Here is a 15,710-nt window from a genome sequence, read left to right on the forward strand (position 1 = left end):
GATAGGCTTCGAATAACTGATTGACAGTCACAAATTCCCCAGCCTGAGCAGCTCTATATGACGTTTTAGAAATGCTTGTTCTTCTTCGTAAGTCAGATATTCTCGATGACGTCCACCACGGGTCTCTTTAAGAAGAGCCTCTAAACCAAACTCCTTATATTTTTTCAAATTCCTCCAAACAGTTGTTTTATTGCAATCTAGCAAATCCATGATTTCCTTATAACTCTTTCCTTTTGAGCGAAAATAAATAATCTGTAGACGTTTATGATATTTGGCGTACGATGAATCTCTCAGGAGTTTTTCAATTTTCTGTATTTCTTCGTTTGTAAGTTTCATAACTACTATTATAAGATGGTTTTTGATTTTAGTATAGTATAATTCAGATTTTGCCCCCTATACACAAAAAAAGCCTATCGACCAAGCTAGAAAGTTTGAATCAATAGGCTTTTTAAAGGCTGATTATTTAACAGCGTCTTTAAGAGCTTTACCAGCTTTGAATGCTGGAACTTTAGAAGCTGCAATTGTGATTTCTTTACCAGTTTGTGGGTTGCGACCTTTACGAGCAGCACGTTCACGAACTTCAAAGTTACCAAAACCGATCAATTGAACTTTTTCACCAGCTGCAAGGTAGTCAGCTACTGCTGCGAATACAGCTTCAACTGCTGCTGCTGAGTCTTTCTTAGTCAATTCTGTAGCTTCTGCTACTTTAGCGATCAAATCTTGTTTGTTTGCCATGTTAATGATTCCTCCAATTTAATTTCTAATTAACAACTATAATCATATCCTAAAATCCCTTTTAGGTCAAGTTAAAAACGCTATTTATTCGCATTTTCTTTATTTTTTTAGGAGTGGTAACGTACCAAAATAGCCCAAGCGTTTTCACCCGTGTGAGTTTGAATAATAGAACCTGTTTCCAATACTGAAATTGGCTTTTCAACATACGGCTGCAAATTGTCTTTCATCTCTTTTGCCCAATCAGAACTACCAGAATATGAAATTCCAATCTCTGCTACAGAACGTTCAGAGAGTGATGTTATCAACTCATCCAACCATTTTTTAAAAGTTTTAGCGCCACGACCTTTAACCATTGGTTGCAATTCATGGTCCTTCATCTGCATGACAACACGGATATTGAGAAGTGAGCTCAACAATCCAGTTACACGACCAATTCGTCCACCTTTTACTAGATTTTCTAAAGTAGAAACGCCAATATAGAGCTCCGTATGTTTTTTTACTTCTTCTACATGAGATAAAATTTCCTCCATATCTTTGCCTTCTTGTGCTAATTTAGCAGCTTCGACAACTTGGAATTTCAAGGCTTGGTCAGTGAAGGAACTGTCAATAACTGTTACATCAGCAGTAGATAAACTAGCACCTTGGCGCGCTGCTTCTACAGTACCTGAAAGGGCATGGGACATATGAATAGCAAGAATCTGACTGCCATCCTTGCACAAGTCTTCAAAAACTTCAGCGAAAACACCTACAGGTGGTTGACTTGTTTTCGGAAGATTCTTAGCTTCTTGCATCAAGTGAAGAAACTTACCTTCTTCTTTTAAATCAGCATCCGAATAAACAACATTATCAATCATTACAGATAGAGGAACTACCGTGATATCTAATTGCTTTACTAATTCTGGCTCAATAGTAACAGATGAATCGGTAACAATCTTAATTTTTGTCATAGTATCAATCTTTCTATTTTAGGATTCAGATTGGTTTTCTTACTTTTAATTATATCAAAAAAAGATTAAAAATTCTAATGGAGTCAATCAAATTTTCCTTAAAAATTTGATATAATCAACTTATAAGAAAAGAGGTGTCCTATGATTAAAAAAATCTATCCCGTTTTAACCATTTTACTAGGTGCTGGCATTTATGCTTTTGGTCTAACCTATTTTGTAGTTCCCCATCATCTCTTCGAAGGAGGGGCTACAGGCATTACTCTTATTACCTTTTATCTTTTTGAAATTCCTGTTTCCCTCATGAATCTGCTGATTAATATTCCTCTATTCATCCTAGCTTGGAAAATATTTGGAGCAAAATCTCTCTATTCTAGTTTGCTTGGAACCTTGGCTTTATCTGCCTGGTTAGCTTTTTTTGAGCGTATTCCCCTTCATATTGACCTTCAAGGTGATTTACTAATTACTGCCCTTATATCTGGAATTCTATTAGGAATTGGTCTTGGAATTATCTTTAACGCTGGAGGTACAACGGGTGGAACAGATATTCTAGCCCGTATCCTCAACAAATACACTCATTTCTCCATGGGGAAACTGCTTTTTATCTTAGATTTTTGTATTCTCATGCTCATTCTCCTTATTTTTAAGGATTTGAGATTGGTTACTTACACTCTGCTCTTTACTTTCATTGTATCCCGAGTGATTGATTTAATTGGGGAAGGAGGATACGCAGGTAAAGGATTTATGATTATTACTAAACGTCCTGACCAACTTGCTAAGGCTATTAATGATGACCTAGGAAGAGGTGTTACTTTTATCTCGGGGCAAGGCTACTATAGTCAAAAAGATTTGAAAATCATTTACTGTATTGTCGGAAGAAATGAAATTGTTAAAATGAAGGAAATGATTCATCGAATCGATCCTCAAGCTTTTATAACTATTACAGAAGCCCATGAAATCCTAGGAGAAGGCTTTACCTTTGAAAAAGAATAAAAAGAGGTAGTGTAGTGATCTCAAAAGTTAGACTAAATCATCTATCTTTCAGGTCACAGACAACCTCTTTTTTGTTTACTTATACTCTTATACTCTTCGAAAATCAAATTCAAACCACGTCAGCGTCACCTTGCCGTACTCAAGTACAGCCTGCGGCTAGTTTCCTAGTTTGCTCTTTGATTTTCATTGAGTATTAAGACCAATTCCGAGCTACTTCTTCATCTGCCTTTAACTGATCCACTAATTGGTCAACAGAATCAAATTTTGTCATATCACGAATGCGATCAAGCCAATAAACCATGACGGTCTCGCCATAAATATCTTGATTAAAATCAAAAATATTGACTTCAAAACGTGCTTCTTCTCCATCAAAGGTCTCATTTTTCCCGACACTAGCCATGGCACGATACTTCTGTCTTTGAATTTCAACATCAACGACATAAACACCATCTGCTGGCATATAAGTACGGTCTAAAAGCACCAAATTAGCTGTCGGATAACCAATCGTACGACCACGAGCATTACCATGAACCACCATACCTCTCGATGGTAGAGGCGCTCCCAAAAGTTCTCCTGCTTCCTTCACATTTCCATCTAAAATAGCTTGACGGATACGAGTTGAACTAATCTTTCCTTTCTCATCTTCTACAGGTGGGACGATAATGACTTCTCCATCAAAGTAATCCTTTAAGTCTTCTGCCGTTTTTTGGTCAGAACCAAATGTATAATCAAAACCTGCAACAATAATTTTGGCATTCATGGCCTTGATATAAGTTGCAAAAAATTCTTCTGCCGTAAGACTAGCAAATTGACTACTAAAATCAAGGAGATATAATTCTTCAACACCTTCTCGTTTTAATTTCCTCTCACGTTCAGCAGGGTTCAAAATATGTAAAAATAGGTCAGGATGATAAGGCTCTAAAGCAATCTTTGGAGATTCATTAAAGGTCATAACGACGATAGGCAATAAATCCTTTCTCGCAGCCTTATTGGCAACGCGAAATAATTCTTGATGCCCCTTGTGTATACCATCAAAATAGCCTAGAACAACGACTGAATCAGATGGTGTGCCAATATCTTTTTGGTTTTTTATAGGAATAGTAATAATCATAAAATAATTATATCATAGTGATAGCTATTTCTGGAACAGAAAATCTGAAATGTCATTTTTTTAACCTGAAGTGTACTATTTTAGAAGAATTATATTTTTAAAATCAGAAAAACGCATTACATCAGGCATAAAAGCTTGATACAATGCGTTTTATCATGAAAAGATCTACTGAATTCTATAGGAAATGAATTTCCAGCAGTCTTTTCACGTTCTTTTAATAAGTTCCTTCTTCACCTTGACTAGTCAAGATAAGAGGTCCATCTTTTGTAATCACGAACTGGTGTTCATACTGACATGACAATCCACCGTCGATGGTTTTATGCGCCCAGCCGGTCTTCATATCTGTATCAATTTCCCAATCACCTGTATTAATCATTGGTTCAATAGTCAAGACCATTCCTTCACGAAGACGGAGTCCACGACCTGCAATACCATAGTTAGGAACCATTGGTTCTTCGTGCATTGTTGGACCAACACCATGTCCTACAAGATCACGAACAACACCGTATCCACGGCTTTCAGCGTATTCTTGAATGGCTGCACCGATATCACCGATACGATTTCCAACAACAGCTTGCTCGATTCCCTTGTACATAGCTTCTTTAGTGACATCCATCAAGTTTTTCACTTCTTCGGACGGTGTGCCAACGGCGTAAGCCCAACATGAGTCTGCTAGGCCACCAGAATAGCTCTGAGTGTATTTTTTCATTTGCTCGACATTGTTGAAGTTTAATTTTGAGACATTCAAATCCGATTTAGCAATTGGACCTCCCAAAACCATATCAACCTTGAGCAAATCGCCATCTTTTAAGATATAGTGACGAGGGAAAGCGTGAGCTACTTCATCGTTAAGAGAGCAACAGGTAGCATAAGGATAGTCCATCATGGCACCGTCAACCCCAATCTGAAGTGGAAGGAAATTTTCTTCCTTGCAACGACGGCGAACGTATTCTTCAACTTCCCACATATCTAGGCCAGGCTTAATCAAATCACGTAAGCCGATATGAATACTTGCGAGGAAATCACCAGCTTTATCCATAGCTTCGATTTCACGAGCTGATTTTAATGTTATCATTTTTTCTCCTAGTTTCTAATTAATTTTAACAGTCACATTTGCTTTTGAAACAATCTGATGGCCGTGATAAATATCGTAGTCAATAATAGCTGAACGTCTAGTATGATGGATAATGCGTGCTTGAATGCGCAATATATCATCAATCTGAACAGCCTGTAAAAAGTAGATCAGCATCTGCTCTATTATTAAATTTCTTCCGCTATTCACAACCAAATCTTGTGTCATGTGAGTCAGAATTTCAGCCAATACACCATTAGCCAAAACTCCGTTTTTCTCTAACATAAAGGGTTCTACTGTAATGACTACTTCATCATGGTGATAAGAGAGTTTTTGTCCAATCTGCTCAGAAAAAGTCGGTAGAGCCGAAACTTGGGAACGACTCATCTTCTCCATGACATCTCGTCGCGTCACAACTCCAAGCAAGGTTTGATTATTCCGAGTAACTGGTACCATTTCAAAGTCTTCAGCAATCATCCGTTGACTGACATTAGCAATATTTGTCGATAATCCAACCAAAAATAGACTACGAGACATGACCTTATCAATTGTAGTACTTGGTGATTTATCGCCCGCATCTCTCATGGTTACAACTCCAACGACAACCTGATGTTGGTTAATAACTGGAAAACGACTACTTCGATTCTTACGTACTAAGTCCAAATAATCTTTGACTGTGTCGGTCTCTCTCAGAAAACCATATTCATGACTTGGACGATAAAGTTTCTCAACTGTCAAAATATCAGTCTTGATTTGGACATTTGACAAGGCTTTATTGATCATGGTCGCAACAGTGAAAGTATCATGCTTGCTTCTCAGAACAGGAATCCCTTTTTGATTGGCCAGTTTTAGCACATCATCATGGACCTGAAATCCCCCTGTAACTAGAACTGCATTTTCATTTTCCAAGGCTAGCAACTGAATACGGGTTCGGTCTCCGACAATCAAGAGCCCCCCATCATGAAGGTAAGACAAGATGTTTTGTTCAGTCATGGCACCGATTGAAAACTTGCTAAATTCTCTTTCTAAACCTTCTTGTCCAGCTAACACCTCAGAAGAAGTTACTTCTGCAATTTCTGCATATGTTAATCTTTCGATAGCAACTTTCTTCGATTTAACGCGAATTGTTCCACTACGGGGACGAGTCTCCACAATTCCACGGTTTTCAGCTTCCTTGATGGCCCGATAAGCAGTTCCATCACTGACTCCCAGATGATTAGAAATACTACGAACACTGACCCTTTTACCTACTGGTAATTCCTCCAAATAACTTAGAATTTCCTGATGCTTACTCATTGAATTCTCCTTTTACATACCGAAATTCAAGATAATCCCGCATTTTTCTTGTGTAACGATCACTTCCCTTAAACTGACGAAACAAACTAAATCCAGACTTGAGAGCAACCTTTTGGCTAGCTTCATTTTCAAGATGGGTTATAATGGATAATTGTTTTAAGTCAAATTCTTCAAAAGAAAGTTGGCAAAGTTTTTTTACAACTTCTGTCATAAAACCTTGACACCAAGCGTCTTTCCTCAAAAAATAGCCAAGCTCTGCTTCTTTTTTGATTTCATCTAACTTCTCAAATTTAATAGAACCAATCATTTGTTGATTTTTCTGGTCACAAATTGCCCATACTCCCAAAGGGGACTTCATAAAGTAATTAGCCAGTGCATACTGGCTTTCTTCTAGACTTGCCTGCGTTGGAAAAATAAATTGAAGATTTTCTGGATTCGAAGCTATCTCGTGGAAGTCCTGACTATCACTAAAAAAGAAAGGACGCAAATACAAGCGATCCGTTTCAAAAAAGAAAACATTGCTAATTTGGTCCAAATATTCATAAACACCTCTACGGTTTATTCTTCAACAAGTGTAATATCCGCTCCTAGATTACGTAATTTTTCGATAATATCAGAATAACCACGTAAGATAAACTCGATATTGGTAATTTCAGTTTGTCCCTCGGCCATCAAACCAGCAATAACTAAAGCTGCACCAGCTCTTAAGTCAGTCGCTTTAACACTTGCCCCATTCAAAGCACGACCACCTGTATATAAAATATGACCATTTGTTGTTGAAATATCTGCGTCCATCTTAGCTAATTCAAAAACATGGTTTACACGTTTTTCGTAAATCGTATCAACAATTGTACCACGACCATTAGCTGTTAGCAACAAAGGGGTAATCGGCTGTTGCAAGTCAGTAGCGAAGCCTGGGTAAGGAGCTGTCTTAATATTGATTGCTTTCAAATTAGACTGTTCTTCTACAAAAATACTGTCTTCAGATACAGTCATTCTCACTCCCATCTCTTCCAACTTAGCAATGAATCCTTCTAGATGTTCATAAAGAACATTATTTATACGAATCCCCTTACCTACTGCAGCAGCTAAGGAAATATATGTTCCCGCTTCAATACGGTCTGGAATTACCTGATGATGCGTCCCATGTAAACTTTCAACACCATCAATAATGATAATATTGGTTCCAGCACCACGGATATGGGCACCCATATTATTCAAGAGAGTAGCAACATCAATAATCTCAGGTTCACGGGCTGCATTTTCAATAATGGTACGCCCATTTGCTTTAACCGCAGCAATCATCGTATTAATCGTCGCACCGACACTAACCGTATCCATGTAGATACTTGCGCCGTGAAGTCCTGTATCTTTGGCAGATAACTTCATGTTATCTCCCTCGTAGCTAACAGTTGCACCCATAGCTTCAAAAGCCTTAAGGTGTAAATCAATAGGACGTGGTCCCAAATCACATCCTCCAGGTAAACCAACAGTGGCTTCACCAAAGCGACCTAAAAGACTTCCATAAAAATAATAAGATGCACGAAGACTATTGATTTTCCCATAAGGCATTGGAATATTTTGAACACCTCTTGGATCAATCTCTAACACATCGTCATAACGCTTAACTGTAGCACCCATTAACTCCATGATTTCGACAAGACTAGTAACATCAGAGATATCTGGTACACAATCCAAAGTCACAATATCGTCTGCCAAAATAATAGCCGGAATCAAAGCTACTACACTATTTTTTGCGCCACTAATGGTAATCTCACCTTGCAGGGGCAAGCCACCATTGATAACAATTTTTCTCATTTTAAATTTTTAATACTCTTTCAAAATTTCTAAAAAGGTCCTACGTTAAAGTATATCATAAATTCACCCTTTTTTCCATCATTTTCAATTATATTAGCTGAATCGTATTTGTTGGTAACTGAGCTTTCTTAAAAAGTTATGTCCCTTTTTTGCTTTTTTGCCCCCTGAACAGAAAAAAGCCCTTCGGATAAAATCCGAGGGGCTAGAAACGTTGTTAAATCAACGGCCGAACTTTTGAATTTCAAGGTTCGGGATAAAATAGTTCACTGAACTATTTTATTTTTTCAAGTTATCTTCCTATTACTAGATACTAAAAAATAGGCCTAAACCTACTCAATATCTAACTTGATTTTCTCAAAAACTATTAAATTCAAATAAGTTGAGATAACTTAAAGGGTAACAAAAAGGAACTTAAAATGATGAGTTCAGCAGGCAAGAAACTAGCACGGTCAAACGTGCTTTTTTTTATGTCACTCTAGGTAAGCTTTTAACAACGAAATGTGCAATATCAATTTTTGTGTTTCATTTTTTCGATATAAGCGAATGCCTCGTTTTCTGAAATTTCTTCAAAGTCCGTGAAGTCATTGAAATATATTTTATTAAACCAATCTATGCTATTAACCCACGTTTTTTCGATATCAAAAACTTGCATAACACCACCAAATAAACGAAGTATTTGAGGGTTCTCCGCTGTTGTGTGATAATATCTATTTTTTATCATATTACTTCACCACTACTATTTTTCAGCTTTTCAGCAATTTACCACTTGCTTTTTTATATCTTTTTCATGTCTATATAATAGGAAACAATTATATCATATTTACCCCCGTTTTTCCAATTTGTGCATATCCACTGAATGAAGCACCAAATCACGATACTTCCAAGTTGACACCAAGCAATCTAGTAAGTCTTTATCTTCTACTTTAAAATCTAATAGGAGCAATAATTTAACTGTGTATTCATTTTTTAGTATCGGTACACTATATGTCACTTCTACCCAATGTTCAAAATCTGATTTAGTTTCTTCAATGCTTGTAAGTTCCATGTTTAAAATGTTCATTTTTCTCCCTCCTACTTTATTATTCGTAAAAGTAAAAGAAAACCACTTAGATTGTTCTAGGTGCTTGTTTAAATTGATTCTAGTTTTAATGTTTTGAGGTATTCTTCCCATTCACGGTCCAAGTCCTCAACAGTTTTATTCTTATTTCGTTCCTGGATGGCATCAAAATCAATGTTGTCATCTTCACCTTCCGGCCAATCATAAATATCTTTTTTAGCCATATCATTCAATCCTTCCAAATTCAAAACCGAACACTTCGGATAATAATTCAAGAGTTTTTTCTTGTGCTACAACTTCAGTATAATCCTTCTTCGCAAACTTTTCAATATTATCTTTATACATTGGTAAATAGATTTTTCATAGATTAATATTAACCTCTAAATTAAAACAAAAAGCGTAAACCCGAATCCCGCAAAAGAAAAGGTAAACGCTAAGAGGTTGGGGCAAAAGCCCTTTACACCTCTATTTTATCAAATACCACTTGAAAAAACAATGCTCATACAAGCCCCAGATTCGTTTCTAAGGGCTTTTAGTTTACCCATGGTGTTTTAATCGTCTAGCACGCAATAAAGCGAATACGGGCGAATATGAAGCCTCATCTTACTTATATACTTCCAGCTCTCCGTTCTGGTGGATTCTCGCAAAGTTTAAGACGGATATTTGTTTGTACCGGTGATAACTAGTGGAGCTAGTACCTGCCATTTCTACGCATTCGCTCATTGTTTTCTTTCTCATATAGCAATAATGGATAATAAAGTATTTTCTGGCTCGCTTGTTCTCTATGCTGTTAATGTCGTGGGCGAATATTTCCAACCCCTCACGGATTGCTTTTTCATGCTCACCGCTCAAATTCCACTGATCAGGTAAGACAAGTTTCCAAGCCTCTTCATCGATACTAACTTGGTTTTCACTTCCTGCCATCCTCTGGAAACGTAGAAAGTAAGTCGCTTAATCCTCTGAAGCGTATCCTCTTTTAGTTTTAGAACACTTATAAGATTGTTCTCTATCTTGTTCTCTCTGCTTGCCTGTACCCTGCTATGGCTTAGTGTTGGCTTTTCGATAATACCACCTTCCAGGGCTTCCAATTCCAAATATAAGCCTTTGATTTCCTTGCTTATCCACTTAACGCCCTCTAGTTTTTCTTTTACCTGCTCTGGTGTCATGCCTCGGCCTCCTCTATGATATAATATTTTTATTGGGTATATCACAAAGGAGTCAGCTATGCTGGCTTTTTTTCGTTTTCTCGGCGTTCGCTCGGAGTTCAAGTATATTCTCCTTATCTGATTGATAACTGATAAGCTCTATTCATCACAAAAACCTATATTGTCCCAGAATATCCGCAATCCTTTTGTATTTTTAATTCGTGAAATATCTTTTTCTGCTGCTTCTTTTGTCGGATAGACTTCTATAATATCTTTGGGATTTTTCCACCTATCCTATATCTTACCTCAAAATGTCCAGTATCAATCTGCGTCAAAAACACGGTATCAACTTCATCAACCACCGCTAACTTATTCAACTTATTTAAACGGTTTTTAATCGCCTTCATCTAGTATCTTCGCCTCTAATATTTCTAATTGCTCTACTACTTCAACCATTTCAACCGCCTTATAAGCCATGTTTAGAATGCTCTGGGCGCTCTGTTGTCTCGCATACGGGCTTACTGTCTTATCAAGCATGATTTCCCGTAATACATTGACTGCCTCAACACTTGCATTCTGTAACAGCGTAGTAGACTCCTTGAGTTGTTCGCTACGTCTTTCACGGTAAATTCTCTTAAAGGTTGCATCGTTCAAGTAATTGTAAGCCGTCTTTCTGGTGATCTCACTTAATTCACTAGCTTTTTTTACATTCCCAGTCATGAGATAATTGGCCATAAATATTTCTTTTTTTCTGCTTAATTCTGTCAAATACTAGTCACCTCACTTTATTGCTCTAATTCTGGAAACTCACTTATCCCAGTCATTTCCCTAAGTTCATCCATACGTTTTTTTGATTTCTTATAGTCTGCTAGCTTAATATCTTTAAATGGTGTTTTAATAAAATCATCCATATCTATCTTTATTTCATCTTGCTGAAAAGCAAATCTTAAACAATCCACATATAAAGATATACATTCATCGGTTGTTGCATATTCCGTCTTTCCAGCATACTCTTCTAACTTTTCTAGTCTTGCTTTTAAACTTCTAACCATTCCCCTACCTCGTGTGTAATTCTGTCTGATTTATGTAAAAAAAGGGGATTGCTCCCCTCCACATCACAAACCTAACAAACCACGTCTTTCTTTGCCCAGTAGTTTATCATATAGGGCTTTATCCTTCTCATATAGTTCATGTCTACGCTTATAGCCCATAGCCTTAAACTCTTCAAGGGTTACAGCTTCCTCTTCGTAAGATTTTGAAATACTTTCTACGTTCTTGGCAAGCCCCTGCAGTAAGTCAGCTTGTCTCTTCTCTTCTTCGATTTCTTGAAATAGTTGTTTATATTCATCTTTCATTATTGTTCTCCCTCAAAATAGTTAATACGATTCACAAAATAAGCCAAATCATCACTCGGATCTAAATAGCGGTGCTGGCTTCCCATATAGCCAGCTACACCACTGTAAATGTAAGGCTTACTTACTCCACTATATTCTGGAGACGTATTCAGGCGGTCAAATAACTCTTCGATACCTGTTTCTCTTACCTCATCCGCCAATCTTTTAGCAGTATTTTTGTAGTTTTCATTATAATTCGCAATTAACTCCAGAAGCTCAATAGATTTCTGTTTAATTTCTTGGCGCTGACGTTTCACTGTTTCATCTTGCTCTAATGCTGTTTCTAAATAACCTAACGCATTGATTTTTCTAGCATCTGCTACGATTGAGTTAATCCGTTCTTTTTCGAGTTTTGTTCTTTGCTCTTTCATATCGGCAATATATTTCTCTTTAGAGTTGACTGCCTTAAAATCTTCAAAAGTTTGTAACTCAGCTTTCTTAGATTTAATAGCCTCAACTTCTTTTTCGGTTTTCTTGATTTCCTCATCAAAGCGATCAAAAATCTCTAATTGAGTCCGTACTTTGTCCATCTGGTTTTTGACTTCTTGCAATGTTGGCATTTCTTTTTCCTCCAATCTTTCCAAAAACAAAAGAGGCATAGCTAAAATAGATTACTCTACTTTATGCTATACCTCTGATTTTTTCAGTCAGTATTCTTTTTAAATATTGTTGTTTTAGATTCCACGCTGGAGACAATCTCGCCGTCTTGTATTTTAAGCGTGATACTACCAAACCTTGGAACCTCTAACAGTTTTATTATACCATAACTTTTGAAATAAATAAAGCCTTCTTGTATCTCCATGTTTACCTCTCATGCTATTTGTATAGAACCATCACACTGGTCAATGCCCCTATGCTCTCATAGTGTCCCTCTGTTGCTTCTGAATGTCTCACATCTACTACTTCAACAGTTGCCATGAAATCATTTACTTCCTGTTCAAACTCTTCTTTACTTTCCCAAAAATGATGATAAAATAGTTTAATTTTCATGTTGTTTTTCCTTTTTCTGTTTTCAGGGTGTCACTAGTAGTTACACCATTGCAAGGGGGTCGATACTATCTACCCCATTTTGTTAAATTTTTAGTGTTTGTCAGGTACTGCTCTTAGTTCGTCAAGTTCTTCAAAGACCTGCTCAAACTTTTCCGCTATTTTAATCACGTTCACATTATTCACCGATGAATTATAGTTCGCATTCTCAATAAATCCATCTAGTACCTCACTTATCCGCTCAATGTTTTCTTCTAGTCTATTCACTCTTTGACAAATGTTCATCGCCACCTGGTTTGCTCCTTTTTCTCTCAGATTAGGTTTTGATTAGGTTTAAAAAATAACCCTTTAAAAGCCTATTATATAAGCGTTTCAAGGGTATTAGATTAGGGTTAGTTTTACTTTCCAAGTTCGCGCCTATATAACACGTTTATATATATTTTTATATAAAGATATTAGAAATAAAAACTAACCTACTAACCCAAATACTCGCAAAGACTTTTATATCAACGTTTACAAAGGTTAACATTTAGGTTATGTTTCTATTTTTTGCATAACCTAAATTGCTATAACCCTTGATGTAATTGGTTTTTTAGTATTAAATTTCCTAACCTAAATCTTCATCTTCTAAGTGTATTCCCCATACCCCTTTGACAAATCTTTTACGTTGAAAACCTTGTGGGTCAAGTACTTCATAAAACTTAGGGCTAACCGTTCCATTTTTAGCTGAGTACTTATATGACGTTGTTTTTTCCAATTCGGTCATTACTGCATTGCTAAATTGTCCAAGTTTAGGTTTATCTATCCCAATATCTTCAGCAAACTCTTTTAATTTATTTCTTGCAATAAACATTGGAACATGGTTTATTTCATGCCACCTGTTTGGTATGTAGAAATTCTCTACCCAAACTTTGATATAATCGTTATCGTTTTTATACTTGCTAAGCATTTCTTGTACCGCTTTAGGTTCTATAAAGCTATCAAAATCTGGCATATTTAAAACTTTAAACAAAACCCACTCTAGTAGCTCTTTGTTCTTTATAAATCGGTCTTTGATTTCATGACGTTCTTTCTGACCGTTAAAATCTGCACGGAAAGGAATGATACAAAGACGTCTATACCACCCCATCGTCTTATTTCTAGATCTAGGCAAATCATTGCCCGAAAAGATACACAATAGTCTGAAACGTGCTTCCACGGGTTGCAAGCTTTTTTTATTGACCTGCACTGGATCTCCACTAATTACACTCATAAGATCAGAAACTTCATCCAGGTACTTGTTAGAAATATCATCTCCAATATTACAAACCTTTCCTTCCAAAGCGCCCAAATAGAACTCTTTCCCGAATTGGTCAGGTTTCAAATTACTAATATTTGACCGTCCTATTAAATTCTCCAGCAAGGCTTGAAAAGTACCCTTTCCATTATTACCATCTCCAACCATTAGCACCATTTTCTTACGTGTTCGGTTGGGATTGATAGCCTCGTTTATGACTTGCCACAATAAAGCTACAACTTCTTTATCGTTAACTGCTAATGTCTCTAACCATCTATCAAAATCAAACCAACCATCTAAAATCGGCTTTCTAGCACTTGGATTGTAACTTGTTTGTATCTTACTGGTAATGACAAAATTAGGACTAAATTCCTCTAGTCTATGAGTTTTAATATTATAAACTCCATTTGCTACTGGAATATATCGGTAATCGTCCAGCGGTTTTTTCATTTTTGTTTCTGTACGGATAAAAGATATAAGTTCCGTGAAGAACTTGTTAGAGGTCAAACGTGAGTCATATTTTAAAAGCAATTTTCGGAAAATGTCGTTACTTGATACATAATGGCCTAAATCCAAGTGGTAAAGATATAGCTTACTAATATCACTTATTGCACCCTCACCTATAAAGGTAAAATGGCAAATTTCCTGTAACGCTTTGGCTACGATTGCAACACTTGGTCGTGAGATTTCTACCCTTTCGTTTTTCTTTCCTTCATTGACAATATAGGAGTTTTCTTTACGCCATTGATCTCCAAGTTCCCAAATCCTGCTATATAATTCCTTCATCGTTCTAGGAGGTTGTTCTTGCTCTCTGACCTCCGTGATTTCACTTTCTAGGTTTTCTAATTCTTCTAGTTCTATGGTTCTAACCTCTCTTTCTGTATTCAGCCCGTGCTATGCTGCTAAAAGTACGGTCTAACTCTTCAATTGGTAATGGTTCACTTGTGACGCTATTAGCTATCTTAGATAGTTCATAAGCCGTTTTTAGGTCGCAATCAACCCACTTATTAAAGAGTAAGCCTACAAAGCGTGTCAGTGCTACGTTACGCCCTCCCTCGTCTCCAAATCCGTTGAAAAGCGTGTCAATGATCCTCATGGTCATAGATTTCTGACCACTTGGTCTTGGAGTGTATGGAAGACTTGTAGCATTCTGTTCGACTGGTTCAGCCGTTGTCTTTGGTACTGGATAGTCAAGTCCATGCTCCACAATCTTTTGATAACTCTCTGGGTCTCCTGTTGTTACTGGTAGTCCTTGGAGTTGTGACCATGTTAAACTGGCCATGTCAAAGGATAGACCAATCTTGTCAGCAATCTCTTTCACTACCTGCTTATAGGTTGCCTCATTCATCACGTTGTCAGGCTTCACTACAAGGCGAAAACGGGGCTTTTCTAAGCTATGTTTGATAGTCGGGTATAAGATGTATGAGTAGCCAAACAAAGCGCTAGAAATGGCTTTTATGAAGTCCTCAGACGTCCCCTGTATATCGTCATAATCAAGGAAAATCAAATCCCGATAGATTAGATTGGAGTTGTTTCGCTTGTAACTGCCATTCTTTTCTGGTGTTACTTTCCCACTGATACAGTATGGCGCTTGTGTTCGTTTGAAGTCTTCGATATTCCCCCCTTCAGAGACTACCAAAGGCTTAAAACGTTCAATATACTGGAACGGCTCAAGCTTATCAAATGGATAAACAAGATTATTTTGAAAGCCTTTAGCTTCATAAATTACCATATCAGCCTCCTTTTCTACGTTTCTTTCTCAATTTCTTCAATCGTTTTTCCTCTTTGATTTGGGCTAATGTTCTACCACGGTTTTTATACACTTTAACATCATGATAATGTCCTTTATTATCTGCTGGGTGAATACTATACCTAGCCATTC

General features: G+C 36.9%; 20 protein-coding genes and 4 pseudogenes. 1 reads left to right on the plus strand and 23 read right to left on the minus strand.

All coding sequences use genetic code 11. The annotated features are described in order from the left end of the window. From SK629_RS03970 to SK629_RS03980, 3 genes and pseudogenes are all read right to left on the minus strand, one after another. Nucleotides 1–336 (minus strand): annotated as a pseudogene (locus SK629_RS03970) (helix-turn-helix domain-containing protein); the annotation flags it as partial. 123 nt (nucleotides 337–459) lie between these two features. Continuing rightward, nucleotides 460–735: an HU family DNA-binding protein gene (locus SK629_RS03975; RefSeq protein WP_001284637.1), complete on the minus strand. Its 276-nt coding sequence runs from the start codon at nucleotides 733–735 to the stop codon at nucleotides 460–462. Nucleotides 736–842: 107 nt separating this feature from the next. Beyond that, a complete protein-coding gene (locus SK629_RS03980; RefSeq protein ID WP_042900684.1) occupies nucleotides 843–1,682 on the minus strand; it encodes a DegV family protein in 840 nt (279 codons plus the stop codon). Nucleotides 1,683–1,823: 141 nt separating this feature from the next. Here SK629_RS03980 and SK629_RS03985 point away from each other — a divergent pair, with 141 nt between their 5' ends. Next, complete coding sequence (locus SK629_RS03985; RefSeq protein ID WP_042900685.1) at nucleotides 1,824–2,672, plus strand: YitT family protein; 849 nt, start codon at nucleotides 1,824–1,826, stop codon at nucleotides 2,670–2,672. 193 nt (nucleotides 2,673–2,865) lie between these two features. On the opposite strand, the gene SK629_RS03990 is transcribed toward SK629_RS03985, so the two are convergent. The 20 genes and pseudogenes from SK629_RS03990 to SK629_RS12470 form a co-directional block, all read right to left on the minus strand. Continuing rightward, nucleotides 2,866–3,783, minus strand: a complete 918-nt coding sequence (locus tag SK629_RS03990; RefSeq protein WP_042900687.1) for a bifunctional riboflavin kinase/FAD synthetase — start codon at nucleotides 3,781–3,783, stop codon at nucleotides 2,866–2,868. A gap of 214 nt (nucleotides 3,784–3,997) precedes the next feature. Then, a complete protein-coding gene (locus tag SK629_RS03995) occupies nucleotides 3,998–4,858 on the minus strand; it encodes a methionyl aminopeptidase (RefSeq protein WP_042900688.1) in 861 nt (286 codons plus the stop codon). A gap of 15 nt (nucleotides 4,859–4,873) precedes the next feature. Next, entirely contained in the window at nucleotides 4,874–6,151 is a 1,278-nt protein-coding gene (gene spxR, locus SK629_RS04000) for a CBS-HotDog domain-containing transcription factor SpxR (RefSeq protein WP_042900689.1), read from the minus strand. Next, nucleotides 6,144–6,694 (minus strand): annotated as a pseudogene (locus tag SK629_RS04005) (GNAT family N-acetyltransferase). The gene spxR and the pseudogene SK629_RS04005 overlap by 8 nt, the downstream one beginning before the upstream one ends. 15 nt (nucleotides 6,695–6,709) lie before the next feature. Next, entirely contained in the window at nucleotides 6,710–7,969 is a 1,260-nt protein-coding gene (locus tag SK629_RS04010; protein WP_042900691.1) for a UDP-N-acetylglucosamine 1-carboxyvinyltransferase, read from the minus strand. 508 nt (nucleotides 7,970–8,477) lie between these two features. Next, nucleotides 8,478–8,690: a hypothetical protein gene (locus tag SK629_RS04015; protein WP_042900692.1), complete on the minus strand. Its 213-nt coding sequence runs from the start codon at nucleotides 8,688–8,690 to the stop codon at nucleotides 8,478–8,480. A 99-nt stretch (nucleotides 8,691–8,789) separates the two neighbouring features. Beyond that, nucleotides 8,790–9,029: a DUF7720 family protein gene (locus SK629_RS04020; RefSeq protein WP_042900693.1), complete on the minus strand. Its 240-nt coding sequence runs from the start codon at nucleotides 9,027–9,029 to the stop codon at nucleotides 8,790–8,792. A 68-nt stretch (nucleotides 9,030–9,097) separates the two neighbouring features. Continuing rightward, nucleotides 9,098–9,250 carry a hypothetical protein gene (locus SK629_RS12460; protein ID WP_196314818.1) on the minus strand — a complete coding sequence of 51 codons (153 nt, stop codon included), beginning with the start codon at nucleotides 9,248–9,250 and terminating at the stop codon, nucleotides 9,098–9,100. A gap of 379 nt (nucleotides 9,251–9,629) precedes the next feature. Beyond that, nucleotides 9,630–9,974, minus strand: a pseudogene (locus SK629_RS12930) (transcriptional regulator); the annotation flags it as partial. Further along, nucleotides 9,968–10,192, minus strand: a pseudogene (locus SK629_RS04025) (hypothetical protein); the annotation flags it as partial. The pseudogenes SK629_RS12930 and SK629_RS04025, both read right to left, overlap by 7 nt. A 372-nt stretch (nucleotides 10,193–10,564) precedes the next feature. After that, on the minus strand, nucleotides 10,565–10,906 hold the full coding sequence (locus SK629_RS04035; RefSeq protein WP_000035041.1) for a hypothetical protein: 342 nt from the start codon (nucleotides 10,904–10,906) through the stop codon (nucleotides 10,565–10,567). Nucleotides 10,907–10,956: 50 nt separating this feature from the next. Further along, complete coding sequence (locus SK629_RS04040; RefSeq protein ID WP_042900694.1) at nucleotides 10,957–11,223, minus strand: hypothetical protein; 267 nt, start codon at nucleotides 11,221–11,223, stop codon at nucleotides 10,957–10,959. A 63-nt stretch (nucleotides 11,224–11,286) separates the two neighbouring features. After that, on the minus strand, nucleotides 11,287–11,526 hold the full coding sequence (locus SK629_RS04045; protein ID WP_042900695.1) for a hypothetical protein: 240 nt from the start codon (nucleotides 11,524–11,526) through the stop codon (nucleotides 11,287–11,289). Continuing rightward, nucleotides 11,526–12,125, minus strand: coding sequence for a hypothetical protein (locus tag SK629_RS04050; RefSeq protein ID WP_050492348.1), 600 nt, complete (start codon nucleotides 12,123–12,125; stop codon nucleotides 11,526–11,528). The genes SK629_RS04045 and SK629_RS04050 overlap by 1 nt, the downstream gene beginning before the upstream one ends. Before the next feature lie 83 nt (nucleotides 12,126–12,208). Next, on the minus strand, nucleotides 12,209–12,367 hold the full coding sequence (locus SK629_RS12935) for a DUF2292 domain-containing protein (RefSeq protein ID WP_080710203.1): 159 nt from the start codon (nucleotides 12,365–12,367) through the stop codon (nucleotides 12,209–12,211). A 14-nt stretch (nucleotides 12,368–12,381) separates the two neighbouring features. Beyond that, the gene (locus SK629_RS12465) at nucleotides 12,382–12,555 is read right to left on the minus strand and encodes a hypothetical protein (protein ID WP_080710204.1); all 174 of its coding nucleotides are present in this window, start codon (nucleotides 12,553–12,555) and stop codon (nucleotides 12,382–12,384) included. Nucleotides 12,556–12,645: 90 nt separating this feature from the next. Then, the gene (locus tag SK629_RS04055; RefSeq protein WP_235219611.1) at nucleotides 12,646–12,837 is read right to left on the minus strand and encodes a hypothetical protein; all 192 of its coding nucleotides are present in this window, start codon (nucleotides 12,835–12,837) and stop codon (nucleotides 12,646–12,648) included. A 322-nt stretch (nucleotides 12,838–13,159) separates the two neighbouring features. Then, nucleotides 13,160–14,614: a DNA primase family protein gene (locus SK629_RS04060; RefSeq protein WP_042900698.1), complete on the minus strand. Its 1,455-nt coding sequence runs from the start codon at nucleotides 14,612–14,614 to the stop codon at nucleotides 13,160–13,162. A gap of 79 nt (nucleotides 14,615–14,693) precedes the next feature. Then, nucleotides 14,694–15,560, minus strand: a complete 867-nt coding sequence (locus SK629_RS04065) for a primase alpha helix C-terminal domain-containing protein (RefSeq protein ID WP_042900699.1) — start codon at nucleotides 15,558–15,560, stop codon at nucleotides 14,694–14,696. A 1-nt stretch (nucleotide 15,561) separates the two neighbouring features. Further along, nucleotides 15,562–15,708 (minus strand): hypothetical protein, encoded by a 147-nt coding sequence (locus SK629_RS12470; RefSeq protein ID WP_200872335.1) that lies wholly within the window; start codon nucleotides 15,706–15,708, stop codon nucleotides 15,562–15,564. Nucleotides 15,709–15,710: the final 2 nt, after the last annotated feature.

It is taken from the genome of Streptococcus mitis (assembly GCF_000722695.1).
GTDB lineage: Bacteria > Bacillota > Bacilli > Lactobacillales > Streptococcaceae > Streptococcus > Streptococcus mitis_O.